General features: G+C 69.9%; 22 protein-coding genes. 12 read left to right on the forward strand and 10 right to left on the reverse strand.

Going from position 1 to position 24,334, the window contains the following annotated elements; translation table 11 throughout:
• Nucleotide 1: 1 nt before the first annotated feature.
• The 4 genes from LRS03_RS09670 to LRS03_RS09685 form a co-directional block, all read right to left on the reverse strand.
• On the reverse strand, nucleotides 2–964 hold the full coding sequence (locus LRS03_RS09670; RefSeq protein WP_257825227.1) for a hypothetical protein: 963 nt from the start codon (nucleotides 962–964) through the stop codon (nucleotides 2–4).
• 75 nt (nucleotides 965–1,039) lie between these two features.
• Nucleotides 1,040–2,377 (reverse strand): CaiB/BaiF CoA transferase family protein, encoded by a 1,338-nt coding sequence (locus tag LRS03_RS09675; RefSeq protein ID WP_257825228.1) that lies wholly within the window; start codon nucleotides 2,375–2,377, stop codon nucleotides 1,040–1,042.
• Between the two features lie 34 nt (nucleotides 2,378–2,411).
• Entirely contained in the window at nucleotides 2,412–2,636 is a 225-nt protein-coding gene (locus LRS03_RS09680) for a hypothetical protein (protein WP_257825229.1), read from the reverse strand.
• A 48-nt stretch (nucleotides 2,637–2,684) separates the two neighbouring features.
• Nucleotides 2,685–3,857 (reverse strand): MFS transporter, encoded by a 1,173-nt coding sequence (locus tag LRS03_RS09685; RefSeq protein WP_257825230.1) that lies wholly within the window; start codon nucleotides 3,855–3,857, stop codon nucleotides 2,685–2,687.
• A gap of 193 nt (nucleotides 3,858–4,050) precedes the next feature.
• Between LRS03_RS09685 and LRS03_RS09690 the strand changes: the two genes are divergently transcribed.
• Nucleotides 4,051–4,686, forward strand: a complete 636-nt coding sequence (locus tag LRS03_RS09690; protein WP_257825231.1) for a DsbA family protein — start codon at nucleotides 4,051–4,053, stop codon at nucleotides 4,684–4,686.
• Here LRS03_RS09690 and LRS03_RS09695 read toward each other — a convergent pair.
• Nucleotides 4,628–5,605, reverse strand: a complete 978-nt coding sequence (locus LRS03_RS09695) for a tRNA dihydrouridine synthase (protein WP_374685099.1) — start codon at nucleotides 5,603–5,605, stop codon at nucleotides 4,628–4,630. The genes LRS03_RS09690 and LRS03_RS09695 overlap by 59 nt on opposite strands.
• A gap of 64 nt (nucleotides 5,606–5,669) precedes the next feature.
• On the opposite strand from LRS03_RS09695, the gene LRS03_RS09700 reads away from it, so the two are divergent.
• From LRS03_RS09700 to LRS03_RS09715, 4 genes are all read left to right on the forward strand, one after another.
• Nucleotides 5,670–6,206: a methylated-DNA--[protein]-cysteine S-methyltransferase gene (locus LRS03_RS09700; protein WP_257825233.1), complete on the forward strand. Its 537-nt coding sequence runs from the start codon at nucleotides 5,670–5,672 to the stop codon at nucleotides 6,204–6,206.
• 137 nt (nucleotides 6,207–6,343) lie between these two features.
• The gene (locus tag LRS03_RS09705) at nucleotides 6,344–9,211 is read left to right on the forward strand and encodes a PAS domain-containing protein (protein WP_257825234.1); all 2,868 of its coding nucleotides are present in this window, start codon (nucleotides 6,344–6,346) and stop codon (nucleotides 9,209–9,211) included.
• Between the two features lie 12 nt (nucleotides 9,212–9,223).
• Nucleotides 9,224–9,610 carry a response regulator gene (locus LRS03_RS09710; protein ID WP_257825235.1) on the forward strand — a complete coding sequence of 129 codons (387 nt, stop codon included), beginning with the start codon at nucleotides 9,224–9,226 and terminating at the stop codon, nucleotides 9,608–9,610.
• 28 nt (nucleotides 9,611–9,638) lie between these two features.
• Nucleotides 9,639–10,082 (forward strand): FKBP-type peptidyl-prolyl cis-trans isomerase, encoded by a 444-nt coding sequence (locus LRS03_RS09715; protein WP_257825236.1) that lies wholly within the window; start codon nucleotides 9,639–9,641, stop codon nucleotides 10,080–10,082.
• 1 nt (nucleotide 10,083) lies between these two features.
• Here the strand turns inward: LRS03_RS09715 and LRS03_RS09720 are convergent, their stop codons facing one another.
• Nucleotides 10,084–11,949: an ABC transporter ATP-binding protein gene (locus LRS03_RS09720; RefSeq protein WP_257825237.1), complete on the reverse strand. Its 1,866-nt coding sequence runs from the start codon at nucleotides 11,947–11,949 to the stop codon at nucleotides 10,084–10,086.
• Between the two features lie 70 nt (nucleotides 11,950–12,019).
• Here LRS03_RS09720 and LRS03_RS09725 point away from each other — a divergent pair, with 70 nt between their 5' ends.
• The gene (locus LRS03_RS09725) at nucleotides 12,020–14,368 is read left to right on the forward strand and encodes a penicillin-binding protein 1A (RefSeq protein ID WP_257825238.1); all 2,349 of its coding nucleotides are present in this window, start codon (nucleotides 12,020–12,022) and stop codon (nucleotides 14,366–14,368) included.
• 30 nt (nucleotides 14,369–14,398) lie between these two features.
• On the opposite strand, the gene LRS03_RS09730 is transcribed toward LRS03_RS09725, so the two are convergent.
• From LRS03_RS09730 to LRS03_RS09740, 3 genes are all read right to left on the reverse strand, one after another.
• Nucleotides 14,399–15,316: a DUF808 domain-containing protein gene (locus LRS03_RS09730; RefSeq protein WP_257825239.1), complete on the reverse strand. Its 918-nt coding sequence runs from the start codon at nucleotides 15,314–15,316 to the stop codon at nucleotides 14,399–14,401.
• A gap of 121 nt (nucleotides 15,317–15,437) precedes the next feature.
• The gene (locus LRS03_RS09735; protein WP_257825240.1) at nucleotides 15,438–15,737 is read right to left on the reverse strand and encodes a flagellar basal body rod protein; all 300 of its coding nucleotides are present in this window, start codon (nucleotides 15,735–15,737) and stop codon (nucleotides 15,438–15,440) included.
• A gap of 64 nt (nucleotides 15,738–15,801) precedes the next feature.
• Nucleotides 15,802–16,200: a VOC family protein gene (locus LRS03_RS09740; protein ID WP_257825241.1), complete on the reverse strand. Its 399-nt coding sequence runs from the start codon at nucleotides 16,198–16,200 to the stop codon at nucleotides 15,802–15,804.
• Between the two features lie 163 nt (nucleotides 16,201–16,363).
• Here LRS03_RS09740 and LRS03_RS09745 point away from each other — a divergent pair, with 163 nt between their 5' ends.
• The 4 genes from LRS03_RS09745 (at nucleotide 16,364) to LRS03_RS09760 (ending at nucleotide 21,187) form a co-directional block, all read left to right on the forward strand.
• Complete coding sequence (locus LRS03_RS09745) at nucleotides 16,364–18,145, forward strand: serine/threonine protein kinase (protein ID WP_257825242.1); 1,782 nt, start codon at nucleotides 16,364–16,366, stop codon at nucleotides 18,143–18,145.
• A gap of 106 nt (nucleotides 18,146–18,251) precedes the next feature.
• Nucleotides 18,252–18,428 (forward strand): hypothetical protein, encoded by a 177-nt coding sequence (locus tag LRS03_RS09750; protein WP_257825243.1) that lies wholly within the window; start codon nucleotides 18,252–18,254, stop codon nucleotides 18,426–18,428.
• 71 nt (nucleotides 18,429–18,499) lie between these two features.
• Nucleotides 18,500–19,948 carry a cytochrome P450 gene (locus tag LRS03_RS09755; protein ID WP_257825244.1) on the forward strand — a complete coding sequence of 483 codons (1,449 nt, stop codon included), beginning with the start codon at nucleotides 18,500–18,502 and terminating at the stop codon, nucleotides 19,946–19,948.
• 93 nt (nucleotides 19,949–20,041) lie between these two features.
• Nucleotides 20,042–21,187 (forward strand): GGDEF domain-containing protein, encoded by a 1,146-nt coding sequence (locus tag LRS03_RS09760; RefSeq protein WP_257825245.1) that lies wholly within the window; start codon nucleotides 20,042–20,044, stop codon nucleotides 21,185–21,187.
• A gap of 1 nt (nucleotide 21,188) precedes the next feature.
• Here LRS03_RS09760 and LRS03_RS09765 read toward each other — a convergent pair whose 3' ends face one another.
• Nucleotides 21,189–22,349: a hypothetical protein gene (locus LRS03_RS09765; protein WP_257825246.1), complete on the reverse strand. Its 1,161-nt coding sequence runs from the start codon at nucleotides 22,347–22,349 to the stop codon at nucleotides 21,189–21,191.
• 61 nt (nucleotides 22,350–22,410) lie between these two features.
• Between LRS03_RS09765 and LRS03_RS09770 the strand changes: the two genes are divergently transcribed.
• Both LRS03_RS09770 and LRS03_RS09775 read left to right on the forward strand, forming a co-directional pair.
• Entirely contained in the window at nucleotides 22,411–23,034 is a 624-nt protein-coding gene (locus tag LRS03_RS09770; protein WP_257825247.1) for an RluA family pseudouridine synthase, read from the forward strand.
• An 18-nt stretch (nucleotides 23,035–23,052) separates the two neighbouring features.
• Nucleotides 23,053–24,276 (forward strand): MFS transporter, encoded by a 1,224-nt coding sequence (locus LRS03_RS09775; protein WP_257825248.1) that lies wholly within the window; start codon nucleotides 23,053–23,055, stop codon nucleotides 24,274–24,276.
• Nucleotides 24,277–24,334: the final 58 nt, after the last annotated feature.

Here is a 24,334-nt window from a genome sequence, read left to right on the forward strand (position 1 = left end):
CTCAGTACTCGGACGGTGGCGCACCCGGCTGGCTGTCACCGGCCACCAGGGTGTTGCCCATGCCCAGCAGCTCGCGGGCGCGCTGCAAGTTGAGCAGCTGGTCGCGGTTGCGACGCGGGTGGGCGCGGTCGCGCTCGATCTCCCACACGAGCTTGATGAGTTCCTTGTGGGTGGTCGCCGCACGCACCCGTCCCACCGAGAAGGTGGCGAAGAGCAGCGAGTCGCGGCGCAGCGTGTCGAGCAGGAGGTCGCGCACGTACTGCAGGCGTTCTTCGTCGGTCATGCGCGGTGCTGGCCGGGCATGGTCGGCGGTCTTGAACGGCGTCTCGCGCACGCTCTGCACCCACTCCGGCGTGCGCGGGGCCTCGTTCAGCACCACCGCGGGCGCCTGGGCATAGGGGCTGGCCGCCACGGCGGCCGGTGCGGGCGCCGGTGCGGGCGGGGCGCCGCCGATGTCGCCCACGTCGATCATCGGCAGGCCCTGGGCCGAGCCCATCACCACCTCGCGCTGCTCGACGGTCTTGGGGTCTTCGAACACCCGCCGGGGCAGCTGGGGTTCGAGCAGGGCCTGCGGCGGCGCTGCAGGCGGCAGCACGGGGGACAGCGGAGCCGGCCGGCTGTCCTCATCGTCGGGCAGCAGCTCGGCCATCGGGGTCAGCGCAGGCTCGGGGAAGACGTCGAGGTCGACGCTTGTGAGCCGGGGGGTGTCGAGGGCGCCGGGTTCGGTTTCGACCGGCTCGGCGGCCGCCATCTCGGTGGGCACCTCCACCAGGCCCATCTCCACCAGCTCCTGGAAGTGGTTGGTCTGCGCGCCGGCCTTCAGCGCCATGGCCAGCACGTCGCCCAGCGAGCGTCGCCCGTCGACCAGGAACAGCACCGTGCGGTAACGCTGCCCCAGGCCGCGCGTGCGGTGGCGCAGCTCGTCCTGTCCGAGAGCGGTCTTGACGGGGGAAAGGTTGGGCATCGGTATGTCTCGCCGCGATTGTCACCCGATCGCACCAAGGCGGGGCCCGGCCATGCGGGCCAAGGCGCCGTGCGTCTACCGGACGACGCGGCTGACCTTCAGGCGTTCGACCTCCGCCGGGGGATAGCCCGCCTCCACCAGCAGGGCCTCGGTGTGCTCGCCGAGCGACGGCGCCCCCTTGCCCGGCTTCACCGGCGTCTTGCTGAAGCGGATCGGGTGGCCCGACGCCTTGTAGGGCCCCAGGTCGCGGTTGTGCAGCTGCCACACCAGGCCGAGCGCTTCGGCCTGCGGGTCGGAGTAGAGGTCAGCGCGGTAGTGGACCGGGCCGCAGGGCACGCCGGCGCCTTCGAGCAGTTGCATCCAGTGCGCATTGCCGTGCTCGCGCAGGCGGGTCTCGATGGTCTTCATCATCAGCTTCTGGCGGAAGTAGACCTCGTCGCTCACGTCGCCGGTGTCGACCGCCACGTCGTCGTCGACCACGCCGATGGCGGCGCAGAACTTGTCGCGCAGCTTGCGGTTGAGCGCCGCGATGCCCAGGTAGCCGTCGCCGGTGGGGTAGACGCGGTAGTAGGGGTAGACCTGCCGGTCGGTCGGGCGGTGCAGGCAGTCGGGCACCTCGATCGGGCGCGTGGTGTGGGGCAGGTCCTTGCGCAATCGCATCTCGGCGAACTGGTCGATGATCTGCGTGTGCTTCTTGCCTTCGCCGAGCGCCGTCTTGAGGATGTGCTTTTCCTGCTCGTGCTGCTCGGCATCGAGGCCGTCGATGTGCAGCAGGCTCATCGCCTGCAGGGCCATGCCGGTGCTGAACAACGAGGTCTCGATCTTCTGGCCCTCGCCCGACACGTTGCGGTGGTACAGCGCACTCACGATGCCCAGCGCGTTGAGCATGCCGGTGCCGATGTCGATGTAGGCAATGCCGCCCGGCCCGCGCGGCGCGCCATCTTCGTCGGCGTAGTGCGACATCACGCCGGAGGCGGCGTGGGCAATGATGTCGAAGCCCTTGCGCTTGCGGTACGGGCCCACCTCGCCGAAGGCGGTGCTGGAGAGGAAGACGATGCGCTTGTTGATCTTCGACAGCGTCTCGTAGTCGATGCCGAGTTTTTCGGCCGCGCCGGGCACGAAGTTCTGCAGCACCACGTCGGCCTCTTGCACCAGCTTGTAGACGATCTCGCGGCCCTCGGGCTGCTGCAGGTCGACCGAGAGGCTCTCCTTGCCACGGTTCATCGCGAGCGACATGCGGGTGTTGCCGCCGTAACGCTTCATCGAGCCACCCATGCGCCGCTCTTCCGCGCCATCGGGCGGTTCGATCTTGATGACGCGTGCGCCCAGGTCGGCCAGCAGGAAGCCGCAGTAGGGGCCGGCGATGTACTCCGAGAAGTCCAGCACGGTGACCCCGTGCAGCAGCGTGTTCATGGGTGTCTCCGTGTGTTCTTTTGTGGTGTGGCGCTCAGCGTTGGCTGCGCGCCTTTCGGCCGTCGAACTCGGCCAGCTGTTGCTTGAGCAGGAGCAGCAGCACGCGGGCGGTGGCTTCGTCCATGCTGAGCGTGGTGCCGGCGTCGTCATCGCCGCGGGTGTTCTTGGGCAGGACGAGCGCGCCGATGCGCGCCTCGATGAGGCCATTGCGGTTGGCCATCGACTTGATTTTCTGCAGCTCGATCTGGAAGGTCTTCAAGGCACCTCCTCCTGGGGCATCGTGGGAAAGGGGAGCCCCGAGCCTAGCTCAAGCGACGCGCCGGCGTGTCGCCCACCATAGAACGATGGCCGCGGTGCCCCACCCCGCGACCGGGGCCCAGGCCAGCAACGGCTGCAGATCGGGCGTCTTGTGCCACTCGGCAGCGAGCACCGCCATGCGCGACAGCGCCGCCAGCGCGAGCACCGACGACAGGGCTCCGCCGAGCCGCCCTTCGCGCCCGATGTGGCCGAGCGCCAGAGCGGTCGAGAACGCCGCCATCAGCATGAAACCCCATGCCGCGCCGGCCACGCCCTGGCTCACGACCAGAGCCTGCAGCGTCGGCGCGCGCTGTGCGGCCCAGGTCGACACGCCGGCCACCAGCGCTGCCGCCACCATCACCCGCCAGCCGCCAAAGCGCTTGGTGAGCGCCCCGGCGGGCAGCAAGGCGAGGTTGAAGCCGACCCAGAACACCGGTGCCAGCCAGGCCAGCTGGTCCGCGCTGGCAAAGCGCAGGTAGAGCGGCGTGCTGTTGAGGAAACCGTGCACCTGGAAAGCCACCGCCGCCAACACCGCAGCAGCCAGGAAACCGGGGACGGCGGGCAGCCCGGTCGGGGCTTTCCCAGGCGCGTCACCCGGCACCTTGGCGGCGTCTTCGCGCACCAGCGCCCGCTCGGCCGCGACGATGCCCCAGGTCACGAGCGCGAGCGCCACGCTGGCGAGCAGGAACGGGCCGCGCGGGTCGACCTCGCGCAGGTGCAGCGTGAGGTAGGGCGCGATCGCGTTCGCCACGCCCAGCCCGAGCACCGACAGGGCCACCAGCCACGGCAGCTGCGGCTTGGCGGCATGACGGCCGATGAGGGTGAGCGGCGGTGCGCGCAAGGCCGACGAGGTGATCGACCACAGCACCACCAGCACGAGGAAGAGCGTCGCCGAGCCCGACGGCGCCACCAGCGGCAAGGCAAGGAAGGCCGCGCACGACAGCAGCGTCACCGCGACCACGATGCGGCCGAGCCGCCCCACCACCTTGGCCGCGCGGTCGCTCGCCACGCCGAAGGCGTAGTCCGACAGCACGAAGATGAGCTGGTCCAGCATCAGGATCCAGATCACCGCCGACTTCGCAATGCCCACCTGCGCCGCCAACTGCGGCAGGTAGGCCACGTAGACCGTCCAGCACAGCGCGAAGAAGAACTGGACGACGCCGAGGTAGACGCCGACGCTCATTGGTGCGCCCTGCGCACTTCGTGCGGTCCCGACAGGCGGGTGGGAGCCCCTTCGGGCGGCCGGGCGGGGCTCATGGCTGCGCGTGGGGCTCGCGCTGCACTGCCGCTGCAGCAGGGTGACGGGAGTTCATGGGCGTCGGATGAAGGCCGCGGAGCCCGCAGCATAGCCGCGAGCCCTGCCGTAGCATCGGCGCATGAACCTCATCTACGTCGTCGACCCCATGTGCTCCTGGTGCTATGGCTTTGCCAGGACCATGGACGAATTGCTGGCAGCCCCGGGCGAGTTCGCTCCCTTGCAGCTGGCGCTCGTGATGGGCGGCCTGCGCCCCTTCACCACCGAGCCGATCACCCCCGAACGGGCCAACGAGCTGGCCGGCCACTGGCACCACGTGGCCGAGGCGAGCGGCCAGCCGTTTGCGCAGGCGCCCCACACCGCGCTGCACCTGCCGGGCTTCGTCTACGACACCGAACCCGCCGCCCGTGCGGTGGTCACCGTACGCGCCCACTGGCCGAAGGTGGTGTGGCGCTACCTAAAAGCGGTGCAGCACGCCTTCTACGCCGAGGGCAAGAACGTGGTGCAACCCGAGGTGCTGGCCGACGTGGCCGAAGCCCTGGGCATCGCCCGTGCCGACTTCGCACGCGCCTTCGCGTCGGACGAAATGCGCGAGGCAACGAAGGGCGACTTTGCGATCACCCAGCAGTGGGGCATCCGCGGCTTCCCGGCGCTGATCGCCGAGCACGGCGACCACCTGCACCTGGTGGCTCAGGGCTTCATGCCGGTCGAGGCTCTGCGAGAGCGGCTGACGGCTGCCGGGCAGGCACACGGCTGAGGAGCCAGGCGTCGATGCGGCGCGGGTCGTTGACCACGCGCAGCTCCATGTACGCCGCCTCGGCCTCGGGGAATCGCCGGCGCAGGTAGTTCAGCCACTGCTTCAGGCGGCCCGCCTGGTGGCGCGGCACCACGTGGGCGCAGACCAGGTCCCAGAAGGCCTTGAGCAGCGGTTCGATGTCGGCCCAGCCCACGGCCGGTTGCCCGGGCCGCGCAATCGCCCGGGCGAGCCCCGGGTCGCTCACCATGCCGCGCCCGAGCATCAGGTGTTCGCAGCCCGACACCTCGCGGCAGCGAAGCGCATCACCCGCTGTCCAGATCTCGCCGTTGGCGATGACCGGGATGCGCAGCGCCTGGCGGATCTCCGGGACACGCTCCCAGTAGGCCGGCGGCCGATAGCCATCGGCGCGGGTGCGTGCGTGCACCACCAGCTCCTCGGCGCCGCCGTCTTGCAGCGCGAGCGCGCATTCCAGCGCACGCGACGCGTCATGGAAGCCGAGCCGCATCTTGGCCGACACCGGCATGCCGAGCGGCACCGCCCGGCGCACCGCGGCCATGATCTCGTGCAGCAGCGCCGGGTCTTGCAGCAGCGCGGCGCCGCCGCCGTGGCGGTTCACCACCTTGGCGGGGCAGCCGAAGTTGAGGTCGATCCCGGCCGGGCCGAGCGAGGCGAGCCGTGCCGCGTTTTCGGCCAGGCACACCGGGTCTGAGCCCATCAGCTGCGCCCGTACCGGCACGCCCGCGTGCGTGCGCCCGCCGTGGCGCAGCTCGGGCACCACGCGGTAGAAGGCCTTCTGGGGCAGCAGCGTGCCGGTCACGCGGATGAACTCCGACACGCAGCGGTCGATGCCACCCACGCGTGTGAGGATGTCGCGCAGCGTGTGGTCGAGCAGCCCTTCCATCGGGGCCAGCAACAGCATCGTCATCCGGTGGAGTTTACGAAGCTGGCACAGTCGCCCCTGCATCCACACCCCTGCCCGATCCATGGAGCCGGCCTGCACCCTCTTCGACACCGCCATCGGCCGCTGCGGCATCGCCTGGGGGCCGGCGGGCATCCGAGCCTTCCAGCTCCCCGAGCCTGACGACGAGGGCACGCTGCGCCGGATGTTCCGCCGCGGCGGCCCCCTGTCCCACGCTTCGCCGCCGCCTGAAGTCGAGGGCGTCATCGTGCGCATTCAGGCGCTGCTGGACGGCCAGCCGGTCGACCTGCGCGACGTGGCGCTCGACATGGCCGGCATCCCGGCCTTCCACCAGCGCGTGTACGCCGTCTCGCGCGAGATCCTCGCAGGCCAGACCCGCACCTACGGCGAAATCGCGGCCGAGCTGGGCGAGCCGCAGGCCTCGCGGGCGGTGGGCCAGGCACTCGGCGCCAACCCCTTCGCGGTGATCGTGCCCTGCCACCGTGTGCTCGCAGCCGGCGGTGCGTCGGGCGGTTTCTCCGCAGGCGGTGGCGTCTCGACCAAGCTGCGGATTTTGTTGATCGAGCGTGCGCAGATCGGGGCACAGCCCGGCCTCTTCTGATCGAGGGTCGCGTGCACAACTGCCGGCACTAATACCAGGAGCACGCCGCGGCAAGGGGGTAGATCCTTGCCCGCGCGTTGAAGGCGGCTGCACACTGTCGAGGCACGGCACAGGCCGGCGCACACCCACCAAGAGCAATGAACCCGGCGTCCTTCTGGAGCCGACTTTCCCTGGGCCCTCTGCTTCCAGGCAGGTCCGGCTCCGACACCACGGCCCCAGCGTGGCTGGTACGCGGCTTCGTCGGCGCCAACCTGCTGGCTGTGGTGCTGATCGCCACGCTGACGAGCGTGTCGCTCGTCAACAGCCGCAACGCCCAGTTCGAGCGCGCCAACATCCTCGCCACCAACACCGCCCAGACACTGCGGCAGTCGTTCGAAAGCGAGTTCGACCAGATCGACCTGCTGCTGCGTTCGGCCGTTCTCGGCCTCGAAGGCGAGCAGGCGGCGACCCAGCGCGACCCGGCCGTGCTGCAGAAGATCATGCAAGGCAGCCGCGCGCTGCTGCCGCACGTGGAGTCCCTGCGCGCCACCGACGCCGACGGCCTCGTGCGCTATGGCGACGGCCCGCAGGCTCAGCAGCTGCTGGACGTGCGCGAACGGGACTACTTCCGCCAGGCACGTGCCAACCCTCGGGGCAGCCTGATCGTCTCCGAGCCCCTCACCAGTTATTCGAGCGGTAACTGGGTGGTGGTGTTTGCGCGCCGACTCGACAAGGCCGACGGCCACTTCGGCGGCGTCGTCTTCGCCACGGTGGCCGTCGCGCGCTTCCAGCAGGTGCTGTCCAGCATGCAGCTCGGCCGCCTGAGCGACCTCAGCCTGCGCACGAGCAACCTGAAGCTGGTGGCCCGCAACCCCATGACCTCGCGCGACGACATCGGCGTCGACAAGGCCTCGCCGCAGCTGCACGAGATGTCTGCCCGCCAGCCCAAGGGCGGCCTCTACACAGCCCTCAGCGGGCTCGACGGCATCGAGCGCCGCAGCGCCTATGCCGCAGTGGGCAACTACCCGTTCGTCGTGGTCGCCGGCCTGTCGATCGACGAGCTGATGGGGCCGTGGCACACCGAACTGTGGTCGATGATCGGCCTGGCCACCATCACCCTGCTCACCGTCGCCACCTCGTCGTGGCTTTTGATGCAGGCCTGGCAGCGCGAGATGGGCTACGCCGCGCAGCGACTGCGCGAAGCCAACCGCCACACGGCCTGGCTGCGCACCGCCAGCGACGGCATCCACGTGGTCGACCGCCAGGGCCGGCTGGTCGAGTACAGCGATTCGTTTGCCGCCATGCTCGGCTACGAGCGCAGCGCGATGGTCGGCCTGAACGTGACCCAATGGGAAACCTGCCTGCCCGAACAGGCGCTGCTCTGGTGCAGCACCACCCACGGCGACCAGCGCTTCAAGACACGCCACCGGCGCGTCGACGGCTCCGAGATCTACGTCGAGGTGAGCAGCACGCTGAGCGTCATCGACGGCGAGGAACTCATCTTCTGCGCCTCGCGCGACATCACCGAGCGGCGCCGCCTGGAGGCGGAGACCCGGCAGGCCCTGGAGATGGCGCGCCGCAGCGAGCAGCGCGTGCTGGAGATCGCCAACAACGTGCCTGCCGGCATCGCCTACGTCGACCGGCAGGAGCGCATGCAGTTCGTCAACGCGGTGCTCGCACGCTGGCTTGGCACCCAGCCCGAGCAGCTGATCGGCAAGCAGATCCGCGAGCTGCTGAGCCCCGAGCGCTACGCCCAGCGCAAGCTCGTCTACGAAGCGGTGTGGCGCGGCGAGACGGTGCGCATCCCCGAGCGCATCCCGTCGCTGCGCGGCAACACCCGCCACACCGAGACGGTGCTCGTGCCCAAGCGCGACGACAGCGGCGAGGTGGTCGGCTTCTATTCGCTGTCGCAAGACTTCACCGAGCGCGTGAAGATGCAAAGCACGGTGGAGCGCCAGGCGCGCAATCTGGCGGCGATGAGCTCCATCAGCGACGACATCATGGTCGTGCTCGACGAGAGCGGCGAGATCCTGCTCGCCAACCGCGCCTTCGAAGAAGCCTGGCAGCTGCCACCCGGCGGCGCCACCGGCCGCACGATCTCGGGCCTGTACGGCGACAGTTTCTTCCACGACGTGATCCGCCCCAAGCTCCATCACGCGCTCGACGGTCAGCCGGTGAAGGTGCGCACCGCCCATGCGCTGCCCGGGCGGCCCACGCGGGTCTTCGATGCGAGCTACCACCCGGTCTACAACGAGCGCGGCCTGATCGATGCGGTGGTGTTCACCGCGCACGACGTGGACGACCTCGTGCACTCGCGCGACGAACTCGCCCACGCGGTGGAGCAGCTGCAGCGCAGCAACGAATCGCTGGAGCAGTTCGTGCGTGTGACCTCGCATGACATGCGCGAGCCGCTCAACAGCATCGCCCAGTTCGTGCGCCTGATCGAGGAGACCGGCAGGCTCGCCCCGCCGCTCGACCAGTACTTCGGCTTCGTGCGACGTGGCGCCGACCGCATGCGCACCATGCTCGACGATTTGCTGCGCTTCGTGCGGCTGGAGTCGGCCGCGATCGACCCCGACGACACCCACCAGCTCGACGAACTGATGGAGGAGGTGGAGCACGCACTGCACGCGCAGATCACCACCAGCCGAGGCCAGTTCAGCTGCGAGCCGATGCCGCTGGTGCGCGGCCGGCGCAGCCTGCTGGTGTTGCTGTTCCAGAACCTCGTGTCCAACGCACTCAAGTTCACGCCGCCCGGCGTGCCGCCGAAGGTGCACGTGAGCGCGCGCCGCGAAGGTGACCGCGTGCTCGTGACGGTGGCCGACCAGGGCATCGGCATCGCCTCGGCCGACATCCCCACGCTCTTCGAGCCATTCCGCCGCCTGCACCGGCGGCAGGTGTATGAAGGCACCGGCCTCGGCCTGGCCACCTGCAAGCGCATCGCGATGGTGCTCGACGGCAGCATCGAGATCGTGTCCACTCCGGGCCAGGGGACGCAGGTCACCGTCGACCTGCAGGCCGGTTGAGAGGAGGACCGCATGCTCGATCTGGTGATGGTGGTCGACGACAACGACGCCGACCTGGTCTACACCGAGGTGGTGCTGCGCGCCCGCGGCATCGCCCGCGAGGTGAGCTGCTACGACACGGCCGCCGCCGCACTCTCGCGCCTGACCGATCGGGCGCAACCCCCGGTCTCGCTGGTGCTGCTCGACCTCAACATGCCCGAGATGGACGGCTTCGCCTTCCTGCGCGCCTACGAATCGCAACTGACGCGCGCCGAGCGCCCGGTGCCGGTGATCATGCTCAGCAGTTCACCCGAATCGTCCGACCGCCTGCGCTGCACCGCCCACGGATGCGTGCAAGGCTACATGGTGAAACCCTTGAGCGACGAGGACGCGCGGCAGCTGCTCACGATCGGCTCCTAACATCGGCGGTTTCCACCCTGGAGACCGCATGAGAGCCCACCTTGTCCTCGCCGCCCTGCTGGCCAGCACCACCGCCTGCGCCCAGTCGCCCGCCCCGGCCCCCACGAAAGCCCCCGCCCAGCAGGAGCCCGGCACCGTCACCACCCAGAGCGGCCTCGTCTACAGCGCCCTCAAGGAAGGCAGCGGCCCCTCGCCCACCGCCACCGACGTGGTGAAGGTGCACTACCGCGGCACGCTGCCCGATGGCAAGGAGTTCGACAGCTCGCACAAGCGTGGCCAGCCGGCCGAATTCCCGCTCAACCGTGTCATCAAGTGCTGGACCGAAGGCGTGCAGAAGATGAAGGTGGGCGGCAAGGCCCGGCTCGTGTGTCCGCCCGCCATCGCCTACGGCGAGCGCGGCGCCGGCAACGGGCTGATCCCGCCGAATGCCACGCTGGTCTTCGAAGTCGAGCTGCTCGACATCCTGAAGTGACTCAGGCCTCCACCGGCTCCGCCTCGTCGCCCACCTCTTCGCCGAGAAAGCCGCCGCTCTGGTGCGCCCACAGGCGCGCGTAGAGCCCGCCCTGCGCAAGCAGGCTGCGGTGGTCGCCCTCTTCCACCACGCGGCCACGGTCGAGCACGATGAGGCGGTCCATCGCGGCGATGGTGGAGAGGCGGTGCGCGATGGCCACCACCGTCTTGCCTTCCATCAGCTTGTAGAGGCTCGCCTGGATGGCCGTCTCGACCTCGGAGTCGAGCGCACTCGTCGCCTCGTCGAGCAGCAGGATGGGGGCGTCTTTCAGCATCACCCGCGCAATCGCGATGCGCTGGCGCTGGCCACCCGAGAGCTTGACACCGCGCTCGCCCACGTGGGCGTCGTAGCCACGGCGGCCCTTGGCATCGGCCAGGCCCTCGATGAACTCGTGGGCCTCGGCCCGCCGGGCCGCCGCGAGCATCGCCTCGTCGCCCGCCTCGGGGCGGCCGTAGAGGATGTTGTCGCGCACCGAGCGGTGCAGCAGCGAGGTGTCTTGCGTGACCATGCCGATCTGCGCGCGCAGGCTGTCCTGCGTGACCTTCGCGATGTCCTGTCCGTCGATGAGGATGCGGCCCGAGCCCACGTCGTAGAAGCGCAGCAGCAGGTTGACGATCGTCGACTTGCCCGCACCCGAGCGGCCCACGAGGCCGATCTTCTCGCCGGGGCGGATGTGCAGCGAGAGGCCGTCCACCACCTGCCGCCCCTGCGGGCCGGCGCCGTACGAGAAGCCGACCTTGTCGAAACGCAGCTCACCGCGCGAGACGACGAGTGGCACGGCCCCCGGCGCATCGACCACCGCGCGGTGGCGCGAGAGCGTGGTCATGCCGTCCTGCACCGTGCCCACGTGTTCGAAGAGCGTGGCCATCTCCCACATCACCCAGTGCGAGATGCCGTTCAGTCGCAGGGCCATCGCGGTGGCTGCCGCGACCGCACCCACGCCCACCTCGCCGCGCGTCCATAGCCAGAGGGAGGCCCCGGCGGTGCCGAGGATCAAGAGCACCGACAGCGTGTGGTTCACCGTCTCGAACGAGGCCACCAGGCGCATCTGCACCTTCACCGTGGACAGGAACTCCTGCATCGCGCTGCGCGCATACCCCGCCTCGCGGCCGGCGTGCGAGAAGAGCTTGACGGTGGCGATGTTGGTGTAGGCATCGGTGATGCGCCCGGTCATCAGCGAGCGCGCATCGGCCTGCTCCTGTGCCACGCGGCCGAGCCGCGGCACGTAGTACAGCAGCGCCAGCAGGTACAAGCCCATCCACCCGACGATGGGCAGCAGCATCCACAGCGCGAAGCTGCCCATCACCGCCAGCAACGTCACGAAGTAGATGACGACGAAGACCAGCAGGTCGCAGGCGATGAACCACGCATCGCGCACGGCGAGTGCCGTCTGCATCACCTTGGTGGCCACACGGCCGGCGAACTCGTCCTGGTAGAAGCCCATGCTCTGGCCGAGCATCAGGCGGTGGAAGTTCCAGCGCAGCAGCATCGGAAAGTGGCCACCGAGCGCGAGGTGCTTGAGCGCCGTCTGGAACCACACCAGCACGATGCTGCCGATGAGCACGGCAGAAAGCGCGAGCAGGCGCTCGCCCTCCTGCGCCCACAGCTGGGCCGGCGCGACCTTCGCCAGCCAGTCGACGATGGCGCCCATCATCGCGAAGAGCCAGGCCTCGAAGGCCCCGATGCTGGCCGACAGCAGCATCATCGCGAAGAGATACGGCCGCAGCCCTCTTGTGCAGGCCCACAGGAAAGCCGCGAAGGTGTCGGGCGGCGTGATCGGCTCGGCCTGCGGAAACGGCTGCACGAGACGCTCGAAGAAGCGAAACAAGAAAGCCCCTTGCGTTCAATGGAAGGGCGCAAGGTTAGCGGAAGTGCCTTTCCGATAATGGGTCGCAACTATGACCCCTGCCCGCAAGACTCTTCTCCGGCGCACCGCGCTCATCGCGGGTGGCGCGCTCGCCGCCTGCCTGCTGGTCGGCGCGGCCACGCTCACGGTGCTCTACCAGCAGTTGCCCGAGCTGACGATGCTCACCGACTACCAGCCGCGCCAGCCGCTGCGGGTGTTCACGCAGGATGGGGTGGAGATTGGCGAGTTCGGCACCGAGCGGCGCTACTACCTCCCGATCGGCCACACGCCCAGGCTCGTGCAGGACGCGGTGCTCGCGATCGAAGACGCAGGCTTTCGCGAGCATGGCGGCGTGAGCCTCAAGGGCACGCTGCGCGCCGCAGTGAAGAACCTCTGGCGTGCCTCGCGCAGCCAGGGCGGCTCGACCATCACCCAGCAGGTCGCACGCACCTTCTACCTGTCGAAGCAGAAGTCGTACGCGCGCAAGCTGCGCGAGGCGCTCCTGGCCATCAAGATCGAGCAGCACCTCGGCAAGGACCAGATCCTCGAGCTGTACCTCAACCAGATCTACATGGGCCAGCGTGCCTACGGGTTCGAGGCCGCGTCGCAGTCGTACTTCGGCAAGCCGCTCACGCAGCTCTCGGTCGCCGAGACCGCGATGCTCGCCGGCGTGCCGCAGAACCCGCGCTATGCCAACCCGGCCACCAACTTCGAGCGCGCGCAGAAGCGGCAGCGGCAGGTGCTCGAGCGCATGCTCGCCACCGGCACCATCACGCAGGCGCAGCACGACAAGGCGCTGGCCGAGAAGGTGCGGGTGCAAAAGGGCGACGACCGCGCGGTGCACGCCGAATACGTGGCCGAGATGGTGCGCCAGACCGTCTATGCGCAGTACGGCGAGGCGAGCTACACGATGGGCCTGAAGGTGACGACCACGCTGCGCTCGGCCGACCAGCAGGCCGCCTGGCAGGCCCTGCGGCGCGGCGTGCTCGACTACGAACGCCGCCAACCCTACCGCGGCCCGGAAGACGAGGAAGACCTGCCCGATGGCCTGGCCGCCGACGACCCCGCGGTGGCCGAGGCGCTGTCGGACCACCGCGACGACGACGAGCTGCGCGTGGCCCTGGTGAGCGAGGCCAGCCCGCGGCTGGTGGTGGCGACGCTCGCCAACGGCGACGTGCTGCGCCTGCAGGGCGAGGGCCTGCGCATGGCGCAGGCGGCGCTGTCGCCGCGCGCCAACGACACGCTGCGCATCCGCCGCGGCTCGGTGATCCGCGTGGTGCAGACGGGCAAGCGCTGGTCGATCGCGCAGTGGCCCGAGGTGCAGGGTGCGCTGGTCGCGATGGAGCCGCAAGGCGGCCGGGTGCGCGCGCTCGTCGGCGGCTTCGACTTCGGCCGCGCCCAGTTCAACCATGCGACGCAGGCGTGGCGACAGCCGGGGTCAAGCTTCAAGCCCTTCCTCTATTCGGCCGCGCTCGAACACGGCGTGATGCCCAACACGCAGGTCAACGACGCACCGCTGCCCGCCGACCCCAACGACACCACCCCCGCTTGGGACCCGAAGAATTCCGACGACCAGTACGACGGCCCGATCACGCTGCGCGAGGCGCTCGCGCGCTCGAAGAACCTCGTCACCATCCGCCTGGTACAGCTGCTCGGCCCCGACGTGGCGCGCTCATGGGCCGGCCGTTTCGGCTTCGACCCGGGCAAGCACCCGGCCGACCTCACGCTGGCGCTCGGCTCGGGCGCCACCACGCCGCTGCAGCTGGCCGGCGCCTACTCGGTGCTCGCCAACGGCGGCTTCCCGGTGCAGCCGGTGGTGATCGAGCGCATCGTCGATGGGCAGGGCAAGACGCTCTTCGAAGCGCCTGCCGCCGCGCCCGACGACAGCCGCCGTGCCATTCCCGCCCGCAATGCGTGGCTCACCGCCAGCCTCTTGCAGGAGGTCACGCGCAGCGGCACCGCCGCACGGGCGCAGGCCCAGCTGCAGCGCACCGACCTCTACGGCAAGACCGGCACCACCAACGACGCGGTCGATGCCTGGTTCGCCGGCTACCAGCCCACGCTCGTGGCGGTGGTGTGGATGGGCTACGACACACCGCGCAGCCTGGGCTCGCGCGAGTCGGGCGGCGGCCTCGCGCTGCCGGTGTGGATCAATTTCATGCGCCAGGCGCTGCAGGGCGTGCCGGTGCAGGAACCGGCAGTCCCTGAAGGGGTGGTGCAACAGGACGGCGAATGGGTCTACAGCGAATGGGCCGACGGCGGCCAGCGCCACAGCATCGGCTTCGACGAGCCGGGCGGCCCCGCGGCCCTCTTCCCCAGCAGCCCCACGCCGCCCGCGCGTGCGCGCAACGGCGAGCTGATCGACACCGAGCCGCCGGAAGTCAGGCTCAACCGGCCCTGACGGGCGTCCTCACCGGCGTCATCGTCGGCCTCAGGCGTGGGCCTTCTTGCCGCGCAGCTTCTGGATGAGGCTCCAGACTGCCAGCGCCAGCGCCCCGGCGATCACGCCCACCAGCGCGTCGAGCAGGCTCGACACCAGCACGGTGCCCACGCCACCCAGGCCCTGGGTGATCCCTTCGATCGCATGGTGCAGTGCCGGGATGCCGTGGGTCAGGATGCCACCGCCCACGAGGAACATCGCCGCGGTGCCGGCGATGCTCAGGAACTTCATCAGGTAGGGCGCCGTCTTCAGGATGCCGGCGCCGATGCCGCGTGCCGCCGCGTTGGCCTTGCGGGTGAGGTAAAGGCCCAGGTCGTCGAGCTTCACGATGCCGGCCACCAGCCCGTAGACGCCGACCGTCATGATGATCGCGATGCCCGACAGCACGGCCGACTGGATCAGCAGGCTGTTGGTCGCCACCGTGCCGAGCGTGATCGCGATGATCTCGGCCGAGAGGATGAAGTCGGTGCGGATGGCGCCCTTGATCTTGTCCTTCTCGATGGCCACCAGGTCGACGGCCGGATCGGCCAGCGCGCGGGTCAGCTCGGCGTGGTGGGCATCGTCTTCTGCCTTGCTGTGCAGGAACTTGTGCGCGAGCTTCTCCACCCCTTCGAAGCAAAGGAAGATGCCGCCGACCATTAAGAGCGGCGTCACCGCCCACGGGGCGAAGACGCTGATCAAGAGCGCGAGCGGCACCAGGATCAGCTTGTTGATGAACGAGCCCTTGGCCACCGCCCACACGACCGGGATCTCGCGGTCGGCGCTCACGCCGGACACCTGCTGCGCGTTGAGCGCAAGGTCGTCGCCCAGCACGCCGCTCGTCTTCTTCGCGGCAACCTTGGTCAGGATCGACACGTCATCGAGGACGGTCGCGATGTCGTCGAGCAGGGCAAGCAGGCTGGAGGCCATGGTGGTGTGCGGCGGCAGATGAGGGGTTGTGCCACAGCCTCGCGCTGCGGCGCCGCGCATGGTACGCGAGCCGGCGTGGCGTCCGCTCAGCCGGCGGGGTAGCCGCGGCGGCAGCGCCTGTTCAGGCCTTGAGGTCGATCAGCGACCCGAGCATCTCGTGCTCGACCTGCACCGTGCGCAGGTTGGCCTTGAAGCTGTAGAGCGCGACCTTCTGCTGCACCAGATCAGCGGCGAGGTTGCTTCCGACCTGGGTGGCCTGCGTGATCTGCGTGGTGACGCCACCACCCGCCTGCGACTGCTGCAGCACCTGCTGGCGCCGAAACGCCGGGGTGACCGCATTGGCGACGTTGTGCGCCGCAACGCCCAGGTGGGTCGTGGCGGCGTTCATGCCCGAGATCGCGATGGAGGAGATGGCGTTCATGGTGCTTCGAACGGTGTATCGGCCGGCCGAAGCCGGACTTGAGGACTTTTTTCGAGCCTTGCGATCAGCCGAGCGCCAGGAACTCGACCCAGTTGCCGTCCGGGTCCTCGACGATGGCGATCTTCACGCCCGGGCGCAGTTCGCGTTCCTTCACCGCGACCTTGGCACCGGCATCGACGCAGGCCTGCACGATCTCGGTGAGGTTGGAGACGGTCATCGTCCAGTAGCGGTAGCCAGCTGCTCCCTGGATGCCACCCGGCGCGGCCGTCAACGGCAGCTGGGGCATCACCACCAGCTTGATCACGCTGTCGCCGCACTGCATCTGGTGCATCACGCCGCCCGCCGCGGGCATTTCGCGCAGGTACTTGAAGCCCAGCACGTCGCGGTAGAACGCGAGCATCGCCGGGCCGTTGGTGGTGACGATGCCCAGATCGATGGCCTGCTTGGCGAGTTGAACGCCCATGTTGTCTCTTCCTTGTGTGTTGTGTGGGGGAGTCATAAGGTATCACCGTGTTGCTGTCGCGCAGGTGACGCCCTCGATCGAGGGGGCGCTGGCCTATAACCGCGGGCGGCGGCACGTTGCTTGCCCAAAGGCGGACCAGATGCCCCAGAAGCACGAACCTTCCATGGATTTCGGACCCACGACGCAACAGTTCGACTCTGTGTACACACTCGACGCACTGCCCGCCGGCACGCGGCTGGGGGGCTACCAGATCATCGAAGTGCTGGGCCGGGGTGGCTTCGGCATCGTTTACCTGGCGCTCGACTCGTCGCTGCAGCGACAGGTGGCGATCAAGGAATATTTCCCGGCCGAACTCGCCATGCGCTGCGACGACGGGCAAGTTTGGATGAAGCCCGGCGCCGACCCGGCAGCCTACGGCGCGGGCATGAAGGCCTTCCTCAACGAAGCCAAGATGCTGGCGCGCTTCGACCACCCGTCGCTCGCCCGCGTGCACACCTTCTGGGAGGAAAACCGCAGCGCCTACATGGTGATGCCGTACTACGAGGGTCGCACGCTCGGCGACGTGCTCGCCGAGATGAGCGGGCCGCCCGACGAGGCCTGGCTGCGCTCGCTGCTCGCCCCGCTGCTCAGCGCGCTCAGCACCTTGCACAACGCGCAGTGCCTGCACCTGGACATCTCGCCCGACAACATCCTCGTGCTCGCCGACGGCCGCCCGGTGCTGCTCGACTTCGGCGTGGCCAGCCGCCTCGCCACCGACAAGACGATGCCGCTCACCGCGCTGCTCAACCCGGCCTATGCGCCGATCGAGCAATACAGCGAGTCGGCCAACCTGCAGCAAGGGCCGTGGAGCGACATCTACGCGCTGGCCGGCGTGCTGCATTTCGCCATCGCCGGAGTGCCCCCCGCACGCGCCACGGTGCGCGCGGTGGAAGACCCGCAGCGCCCGCTTGCCGAAACGGTGGCCGCGCGCGCGCAGCAGTTCCCCGGGCTCAGCTACAGCAGCACCTTCCTCGCCGCCATCGACAAGGCCCTGGCGGTGCGCCCTCGCGACCGGCCGCGCGGTGCGGCCGAGTTCTCGCTGCTGCTCGACCATGCGCCGCCGCCGGCCCCGGCGCCGGCACCCCACGCGGCGCCGCACACCGCGGGTCATGGCCCGGATGCCTTTGACTTCGCCGCGGCGACCGGCGGCCGCCCGCGCGGCGCCGGCCCCGCCGCACCCGAGGCGTGGCTCGCCGCCGAACCGATGGACGCGCCACCCCGCCCCACGCGCAGCCGCGCGCCGATGTGGATCGCGAGCCTCGCACTCGTGGGCCTCGCGGCCGCCGGGTGGACGTGGCTGCAGCGGCAGCCCTCATTTGCCACCATCACGGTGGGCGACCTGCCGCCGGCCGTGGTGGCCATCCCGCAGCCGGTGGCCGAAGGCGCGAGCGCGGTGACCCCCTTGCCCGCCGAGCCGACCGCGACAGGCCCTGCTGCCTCGGCAGTGGCCCCGGCAGCAAGTGCAGCGGCCTCTGCTGCTGTGGTGGCGCAGGCGACGCCTGCAGCCGCCCCGCCGGCCTCGGCAGCGGCAACGGCAAGTGCACCCGCGCCAGCCCCAGCCAGGCAGGCCACCGCCGCACGGCCCGCGCCGGCCAAGGCCGAACGCGTGGCCAAGGCCGCAGCACCGCGCGTGCCGCCCACCTTGCCGGCCACGGAAGCAGCGGCCGCCGATGAGGCACCCAAAGCGGCCCCAGAGCGCGAAGCCGAGCCTCCACCCGCACCGGCGCGCAAGCCGCCACCGAAGAGCACCGCATCGGCCTTGCCGCCCGAACCGGCCACGCCGCGGGCTGCCTGCGGCAACCGCAGCAACTTCGCACTCGTCTACTGCATGCAGCAGCAATGCAAGCGCTGGAAGTTCAACACCCACCCCCAATGCCTCGAACTCGAGCGCCGCGGCGAACTCTGAGCCGCGCGCAGCTTTACCTCGCAGCAACGTTAAGGCGTCAACAGCGCCGCAGCACCTGCCGTTGAACATGCCGTGGGGGCCTCGTCTGGCGCCCAGGAGTGAAGACATGCAGAAGTCGACCCAGCGCCGCGTGTTCGGCGTGCTGGCAGTGGTGCTGGCCTCCCAGGTGCTGACCGCCTGCGTGGTGGTGCCGGTGCCGCATCGCCATCGTGCCGTGGTCGTGAAACCCGGCTACCCCGGCCCGCCGGTGCACCACCACCATCACCCCCACTGGCGCCGCTGAACCCTTGCCCGCGGGCGGGCACGGCGGGTGGCTGCAGAATGCACGCCACCCCAGCCGTGCCAGGCCCGCCGATGAACACCACCACCGCCCCTGCGTCTCGCGTCCTTCGCCGCATCGACGAGCTGCCCGGGCCGCGCGGCCTGCCGCTCCTGGGCAACGCGCACCAGATCACACTCAGCCGCATCCACCAGGACGTGGAGCGATGGGCCCGCGAGCACGGCCCGTTCTTCCGCGTGAGGCTGGGCAAGATGCGCGCGCTGGTCGTCACCGACCACGAGGTGATTGCGCATGCGCTGAAAGACCGGCCCGACGGCTTTCGCCGCACCATCCGCACCTCGCAGGTCGGCGCCGAGATGGGCTTGAAACCCGGCGTCTTCGGTGCCGAAGGCCAGGCCTGGCGCGACCAGCGGCGCATGGTGATGGCGAGCTTCGCGCCCGGCCACGTGCGCGCGTATTTCCCGTCGCTGCAGCGCGTGGTGCAGCGGCTGCAGGCGCGCTGGCAAAAGGCGATGGACGCCGGCCGTGCGATCCCGCTGCAGGAAGACCTGATGCGCTACACCGTCGACGGCGTGGCGGGCCTCGCCTTCGGCAGCGACATCAACACGCTGGAATCCGACGAAGAGGTGATCCAGCAGCACCTCGACAAGATCTTTCCTGCGCTCTTTCGCCGCATCTTCGCGCGAGTGCCCTACTGGCGATGGGTGCGGCTGCCGCGCGACCGCGAACTCGACCGCAGCGTGGCCGCGATCAACGTCGCCATCGCCGGCTTCATCACCCAGGCACGCGCCCGCATGGCGGCCAACCCCGCGTTGCGCACGCAGCCAGGAAACCTGCTCGAAGGCATGATCGCGGCGGCCGATGAAGGCGACTCCCCGCTGACGGACGAACACGTGGCCGGCAACGTCGTCACCATGCTGCTCGCCGGCGAAGACACCACCGCCAACACACTCGCCTGGATGATCTGGCTGCTCAAGCGCAACCCGGAGGCGCTGCGCCTGGCGACCGACGAAGTGCTGCGTGTCGCGCCCGACCCCGCGGCCTTCACGCCCGAGCAGATGGCCTCGCTCGACTACCTCGAAGCCTGCGCGTCCGAAACCATGCGGCTCAAGCCGGTGGCCCCCTTCCTGGTGCTCGAAGCGCTGCACGACACCACCCTCGGCGACGTGCACGTGCCGAAGAACACCTTCGTCTGGTGCGTGATGCGGCACGACACGGTGAGCCCACGCCACTTCCCCGACCCACTCGCCTTCAACCCCTCGCGCTGGCTCGACCACGCCGACCCGGCGCTCACACCCACCTCACCCAAGCGTGTGGCCATGCCCTTCGGCGCCGGCCCACGCGTGTGCCCGGGGCGCTACCTCGCCATGCTGGAGATCAAGATGGCGGCGGCGATGCTGCTGTCGAGCTTCGAGATCGAGCACGTCGGCACGCACGACGGGCGCGAGCCAACGGAGAAGATGGCCTTCTCGATGGCACCGGTGGGCCTGCAGATGCGACTGAAGCCACGCCGCACCGCGTGACGGGCTGCACGGCCGCCGCCGTGTCGGCGCGCCACAGGGCTCATGTCCAGGCGCCTGGGTGCCGACAATCCGGCAGAGCCCCCTCCCGCCGTCATGTCCCGATCCCTGCTGGCCCGCGCCGTCGACCTGGTGCTCACCACCGAGCCCCGGGCACGCTACCGCCTGGGCATCTGGCTCACATCGGTCACCACCTACCTGATCTACACCGGCATCCTTTGGGTGCAGGTGGCGCTCGGCTACACGCCGGTGGTCGTGGCTTCGGCGCTGACAGCTGCAACCGCCTCCGTCAACGTCTTCCTGTACTTCGGCGTGCGCCACCAGTGGGGCCCGCGGTGGGACCGCTCGCTGGGAGGCATCCAGCTGCTGATCGGCATCGTCTTCATGTGGTTGTGCTACGCCACGGCGGGGCCCGCGGCGCCGGCGACCGTGATCGTGGTGGCGAGCCACATCGTCTATGCAATGTTTGCGATGCCGCCGCGCCAGGTGTGGCAGCTGGTCGGGCTGTCGCTCGGCGGGCTGGCCGCGACGATGGCCGTGAGCCACCGCCTGCAGCCGGGCCACTACCCGCCCGGCGAGCTGCTGGTGTCGTTTCTCTACGCCGCGCTCGTGGTGGTGCTCATCGCGCGGCTGGCGGCCATCGTCGCGCGCATGAACGAAGGCCTGCGCAGCAAGAGCCGCGAGCTCGAATCGGCGCTGGAGCGGGTGCGCCACCTCGCCACACGCGACGATCTCACCCAGGTGCACAACCGCCGCCACATCACCGAGCTGATGGGCATCGAGCAGCAGCGGCACGAGCGCAGCGGCAGCCCGCTCTGCGTGGCCCTGCTCGACATCGACCTCTTCAAGGCGGTGAACGACAACCACGGCCACCAGGCCGGCGACGAGGTGCTGCGCCGCTTCGCCCAGACGGCCCAGCAGGCCCTGCGCAGCAGCGACCTGCTGGGCCGCTGGGGCGGTGAAGAGTTCATCGTGGTGTTTCCCAGCACCTCGATCGACGAGGCGTCCGTGGCGCTGCAGCGGGTGCGCGAGCAGCTGATCGCGGCCGACTTTTCGCAGGTGGCCGCAGGCCTGCGGGTCACGTTCTCGGCCGGCCTGGTGCGCATCGAGCCCGGCGAGCGCCTCGAGCAGGCCCTGGAGCGCGCCGACCAGGCGATGTACCGGGCCAAGACCGGTGGACGCGACTGCGTGGAGGCCGATGCGCCGGCCACCGCGAGCGGCTACATCGCGCGGCGGGCCTGAATCACCACGGCCGCACCGGCCGCGCCATCGCCTCGCGCCAGGGCGTGAGCCCTTCGCGCGCGACGCCGCTTTCGTCGAAGAGACCGGTGTCGCGCCACATGAGCGAGAGCGAGTCGCTGCCGAGCGCATTGACCCAGAGCGCATCGAAGTCACGCACCGAGAACCACACCACGTAGCGCATCTGGTGCTGCTGCGCCGCGGCCAGCAGGGTGCTGACGAACTGGCGCTGCTTGGCGGGCGAGCCGTTCCAGGTCAGGGTGGTGCCGTTGACGGGCAGGCTCCACACCTGCGCCGGGTAGCTGCTCTCGGAGATGGCGCGCGGCTTCGGCTGCATCGCACTCGGCAGGCGGCTGAAGAGCGTGTCGAAGTAGGTGGAGGGGAAGCTGTCAGCCAGCAGGCCGCTGATGAAGGGGTGCACCGAGAACACGGCCTGGTCGGTGCAGGGCGCCAGGTCGGCGAGCGCGGCCTGCTGCTCGCCCAGGTCGTACTGGCTTGAATACTCGGGAAAGAGCGCCGGCGCCAGCACCGAGACCGTCACCGTCAGTGACGGGCGCGCCGCCTTGAGTGCGTGGTAGGTGGTGCAGTGCAGGTCGACGTATTGCGCCCACAGTGCCGGCGCCTTCTCGCGCAGCTCGTTGGCCTCGATGCCGATCTGCAGCACGTCGGGTGCGAGCGCATCGGCCACCCGCTGGGCGTAGTGGAGGTAGGCCGTCTTCACGTTCGCGTGGTTGAGCGCGTAGCCGCTCCACGGCGCAGGCAAGGGGGCGTTGATGGTGCTGTCGGTGCGAAGCTGCGCCAGGCCATCGCGGCCGATGTTGAGCGGGTTGATCTGCACCAGCACCTTCCGGCCGTTGGCGCGGGCGCGCCGGTCGGCGAGCATCGCGGCAAAGGAGGCCGGGAACGCCGCGCCCGACAAGGCTTCCGGCCAGGGCACGCCTTCTTCGAGGTGCTGCGAGACGATGTCGCCTTCAGCGCGGATGGCGGCCCAGGTCCAGTCCACCGCCGCGGTGGTCGCGTCGTAGGGCCAGGGGCTGAAGCCGAGGTGGCTTTCGCGCTGAGGGGCAGGCGGTGGCGGGGCCGCGCCACCGCCACCGTTGCCGCCGCAGGCGCCCAGCAACATGGCGCTGGCGAACAGAGGGGCAAGTCGGTGCAGGATTGTCATGCGCGGAGAATACGCGGCCGCCCTGCGCACCCGCCGCGCAAGTCGTAACCGTCACAAGCGCGTGAGCCTGCTCCCCCTCCACCTGGACGACGCCCTCGTCGTCGTCGACAAGCCCGCCGGTCTGCCCTCGGTGCCCGGGCGGCCGGCCGAGCTGCACGACTGCATGGCCTCGCGGGTGCAGGCCCTGGTGCCCGGGGCGCTGGTGGTGCACCGGCTCGACATGGCCACCTCGGGCCTGCTGGTCTTCGCGCGCAGCAAGGCGGCGCAGAGTGCGCTCGGCACCGCGTTCGCGCAGCGCGGCGTGGCCAAGCGCTACGTGGCGGTGGTGGCCGGCGAACTCGCCGATGACGAAGGCGAGATCGACCTGCCGCTCATCGCCGACTGGCCCAATCGCCCGCTGCAGAAGGTCGACCACGCGACCGGCAAACCGTCCGTCACTCGCTACCGCGTGATCGCCCGCGAGACCGGCCGCACGCGTGTGGCGCTCACGCCCCTCACCGGCCGCTCGCACCAGCTGCGCGTGCACCTGCTCGCGCTCGGCCACCCCATCGTCGGCGACGCGCTCTATGCACCACCCGAGATCGCCGCGCAATCGCCGCGGCTTCTCCTGCACGCCCACGCCCTCGCCTTCGCCCACCCGGCGAGCGGCGAGCCGGTGTCGTTCGAATCGCCCGTTCCGTTCTGAATCCGACCTTTCGTGACCATGACCGACACCACGCCCCTGCGCACCCTGCCCGCCTTCATGCGCTTCTGGTACGCACGGCTCGCCGGCACGACCGGCAACCAGATGCTGATGGTGGCCGTGGGCTGGCAGATGTACGACCTGACGGGTAGCGCCTGGGACCTGGGCCTCGTGGGCCTGCTGCAGTTCCTGCCCGCGCTGCTGCTCACGCTGGTGGCCGGCCACGTGGCCGACCGCCATGACCGCAGCCGCATCCTCGCGCTCGCGATGGCGGTGCAGGTGGTGGTGGCGGTGGTGCTGACGGCCGCCACGCACGGCCACTGGGTGAGCCGCTGGCTGTTGCTTGCGCTGTCGGTGGCGATCGGCACGGCCAAGGCCTTCCAGATGCCGGCACAGCAGGCGCTGGTGCCCTCGCTCGTGCCGGCCCCGGTGCTGCCGCGGGCACTCGCCTTCAGCTCGGCGGGCATGCAGGCGGCCATCATCGGCGGGCCGGCGCTCGGCGGCTTCGTCTACGTGGCCGGCGCCGACGTGGTCTACGCGACCTGCGCGGCGTGCTTCGTCGCGGCCGGCGTGCTCTTCCTGCGCATCGGCCACCCGCACGTACCGCCACCGAAGGAGCCGGTGTCGCTCGCCACCGTGCTCGCCGGCTTCCGCTTCATCTGGCAGCGGCCGGTGGTGCTGGGGGCGATCTCGCTCGACCTCTTCGCGGTGTTGCTGGGTGGCGCGACGGCGCTGCTGCCGATGTTCGCGAAAGACGTGCTGCACGTCGGCCCCTGGGGCCTGGGCCTCTTGCGCGGCGCGCCGGCCGCCGGTGCGCTGTGCATGTCGATCGTGCTCACGCGATGGCCGATCTCGCGGCGGGTGGGGCATGCGATGTTTGCGGCGGTGGCGGTGTATGGCGTGTCGACGATGGTGTTCGGCGTGTCGACCTCGTTCGTGCTGTCGCTCGTCGCGCTGTGGGTCAGCGGTGCGGCCGACATGGTGAGCGTGGTGATCCGCCAGTCGCTGGTGCAGCTGGAAACGCCCGATGCGATGCGCGGCCGGGTGTCGGCGGTCAACTCGATCTTCATCGGCGCGTCCAACCAGCTCGGGGAGTTCGAATCGGGGGCCACCGCGGCGATCATGGGCCCGGTGGGCTCGGTGCTGCTGGGTGGCGCGGGCACGCTCTTCATCGCGGGCCTGTGGTTCAAGCTCTTCCCCGACCTCGCCCGGCGGGAGCGCCTGACCACCTCGCCCAGCCCCTGACCGAGCACCCCATAGGCGACGAATTGGGCTGCGAACACCGGGCTTTTCACATTCGCAC

This window comes from Rhizobacter sp. J219, assembly GCF_024700055.1.
Classification (GTDB): Bacteria; Pseudomonadota; Gammaproteobacteria; order Burkholderiales; family Burkholderiaceae_C; genus Rhizobacter.

What these genes read in the sequence shown, in the direction of transcription:
- LRS03_RS09670 (WP_257825227.1), bottom strand. Translation starts at nt 964, where the DNA reads ATGCCCAACCTTTCCCCCGTCAAGACCGCTCTCGGACAGGACGAGCTG.
- LRS03_RS09675 (WP_257825228.1), bottom strand. Translation starts at nt 2,377, where the DNA reads ATGAACACGCTGCTGCACGGGGTCACCGTGCTGGACTTCTCGGAGTAC.
- LRS03_RS09685 (WP_257825230.1), bottom strand. Translation starts at nt 3,857, where the DNA reads ATGAGCGTCGGCGTCTACCTCGGCGTCGTCCAGTTCTTCTTCGCGCTG.
- LRS03_RS09690 (WP_257825231.1), top strand. Translation starts at nt 4,051, where the DNA reads ATGAACCTCATCTACGTCGTCGACCCCATGTGCTCCTGGTGCTATGGC.
- LRS03_RS09695 (WP_374685099.1), bottom strand. Translation starts at nt 5,605, where the DNA reads ATGCTGTTGCTGGCCCCGATGGAAGGGCTGCTCGACCACACGCTGCGC.
- LRS03_RS09700 (WP_257825233.1), top strand. Translation starts at nt 5,670, where the DNA reads ATGGAGCCGGCCTGCACCCTCTTCGACACCGCCATCGGCCGCTGCGGC.
- LRS03_RS09705 (WP_257825234.1), top strand. Translation starts at nt 6,344, where the DNA reads ATGAACCCGGCGTCCTTCTGGAGCCGACTTTCCCTGGGCCCTCTGCTT.
- LRS03_RS09710 (WP_257825235.1), top strand. Translation starts at nt 9,224, where the DNA reads ATGCTCGATCTGGTGATGGTGGTCGACGACAACGACGCCGACCTGGTC.
- LRS03_RS09715 (WP_257825236.1), top strand. Translation starts at nt 9,639, where the DNA reads ATGAGAGCCCACCTTGTCCTCGCCGCCCTGCTGGCCAGCACCACCGCC.
- LRS03_RS09725 (WP_257825238.1), top strand. Translation starts at nt 12,020, where the DNA reads ATGACCCCTGCCCGCAAGACTCTTCTCCGGCGCACCGCGCTCATCGCG.
- LRS03_RS09730 (WP_257825239.1), bottom strand. Translation starts at nt 15,316, where the DNA reads ATGGCCTCCAGCCTGCTTGCCCTGCTCGACGACATCGCGACCGTCCTC.
- LRS03_RS09735 (WP_257825240.1), bottom strand. Translation starts at nt 15,737, where the DNA reads ATGAACGCCATCTCCTCCATCGCGATCTCGGGCATGAACGCCGCCACG.
- LRS03_RS09740 (WP_257825241.1), bottom strand. Translation starts at nt 16,200, where the DNA reads ATGGGCGTTCAACTCGCCAAGCAGGCCATCGATCTGGGCATCGTCACC.
- LRS03_RS09745 (WP_257825242.1), top strand. Translation starts at nt 16,364, where the DNA reads ATGGATTTCGGACCCACGACGCAACAGTTCGACTCTGTGTACACACTC.
- LRS03_RS09750 (WP_257825243.1), top strand. Translation starts at nt 18,252, where the DNA reads ATGCAGAAGTCGACCCAGCGCCGCGTGTTCGGCGTGCTGGCAGTGGTG.
- LRS03_RS09755 (WP_257825244.1), top strand. Translation starts at nt 18,500, where the DNA reads ATGAACACCACCACCGCCCCTGCGTCTCGCGTCCTTCGCCGCATCGAC.
- LRS03_RS09760 (WP_257825245.1), top strand. Translation starts at nt 20,042, where the DNA reads ATGTCCCGATCCCTGCTGGCCCGCGCCGTCGACCTGGTGCTCACCACC.
- LRS03_RS09765 (WP_257825246.1), bottom strand. Translation starts at nt 22,349, where the DNA reads ATGACAATCCTGCACCGACTTGCCCCTCTGTTCGCCAGCGCCATGTTG.
- LRS03_RS09775 (WP_257825248.1), top strand. Translation starts at nt 23,053, where the DNA reads ATGACCGACACCACGCCCCTGCGCACCCTGCCCGCCTTCATGCGCTTC.